General features: G+C 46.4%; 1 protein-coding gene. It reads right to left on the bottom strand.

All coding sequences use genetic code 11. The features are described from left to right. Window positions 1-908: ATP-binding protein (locus tag A3756_RS22280; protein WP_231875612.1), on the bottom strand; the 908-nt coding region annotated here is incomplete at both ends.

Raw genomic sequence — 908 nt, 5'->3', positions numbered from 1 at the left:
GCATCATCAGTATGCTGATTAAGCCACAAACTGAAGGAGTCTTTGACGACACCGGAAATAAAGGCGGCAGCTTCACGCGAAGATAGGCGCTCTTTAGTCTGTCCGGAAAATTGAGGGTCTTGAAGCTTGGCTGATAGAACAAAACAGCTCTTGTCCCATATATCTTCAGAGCTCAGTTTGATACCACGCGGAAGGAGGTTTCTGAACTCACAAAACTCTCTCATCGCTTCCAAGCAGCCGGTACGAAAGCCGTTAACATGCGTTCCACCTTGAGCAGTAGGTATCAAGTTAACGTAGCTCTCCTGAGTTATCTCACCACCTTCAACTAACCATTGTATGGCCCAGTCTACAGCTTCGGTATTACCGGCCATTGATCCACTAAAAGGGGCTGAGGGGCAAGTTTCTAGACCGTTAGTTGCCGACAATAGGTAGTCTTTTAAGCCATCCTGGAAGTGCCATTCGTCTTTTTCATCGGTCTGTTTATTAGTAAAAGTAACTGCCAGACCAGGACACAATACGGCCTTGGCACGAAGAATGTGGCGTAAACGACTAACTGAGAACTTCACCGTATCAAAGTATTGTGCATCAGGCCAAAAGCGTAACTCCGTTCCCGTATTACGCTTACCCACCGAATCAATCACATGTAAGTCTTCAGTTTTAAAACCGTCAGCAAAGGCTATCTTATGTAGCTTTCCATCGCGCTTGATCAAAATTTCAAGCTTGGTAGTCAAAGCGTTTACAACCGATACACCAACGCCGTGTAGACCGCCCGAGAAGTTGTAGTTTTCATTGGAGAACTTACCGCCAGCATGTAGCTTACTTAAGATTAGTTCTACCCCTGGTACACCTTCTTCAGAGTGAATATCTACGGGCATCCCGCGCCCGTTATCGGCAACTGACAAAGAACC

This window comes from Oleiphilus sp. HI0086 (assembly GCF_001635225.1).
The sequence above is the reverse complement of the archived record's forward strand: the minus strand, read 5'-3'. Positions and strand labels throughout refer to the sequence as shown.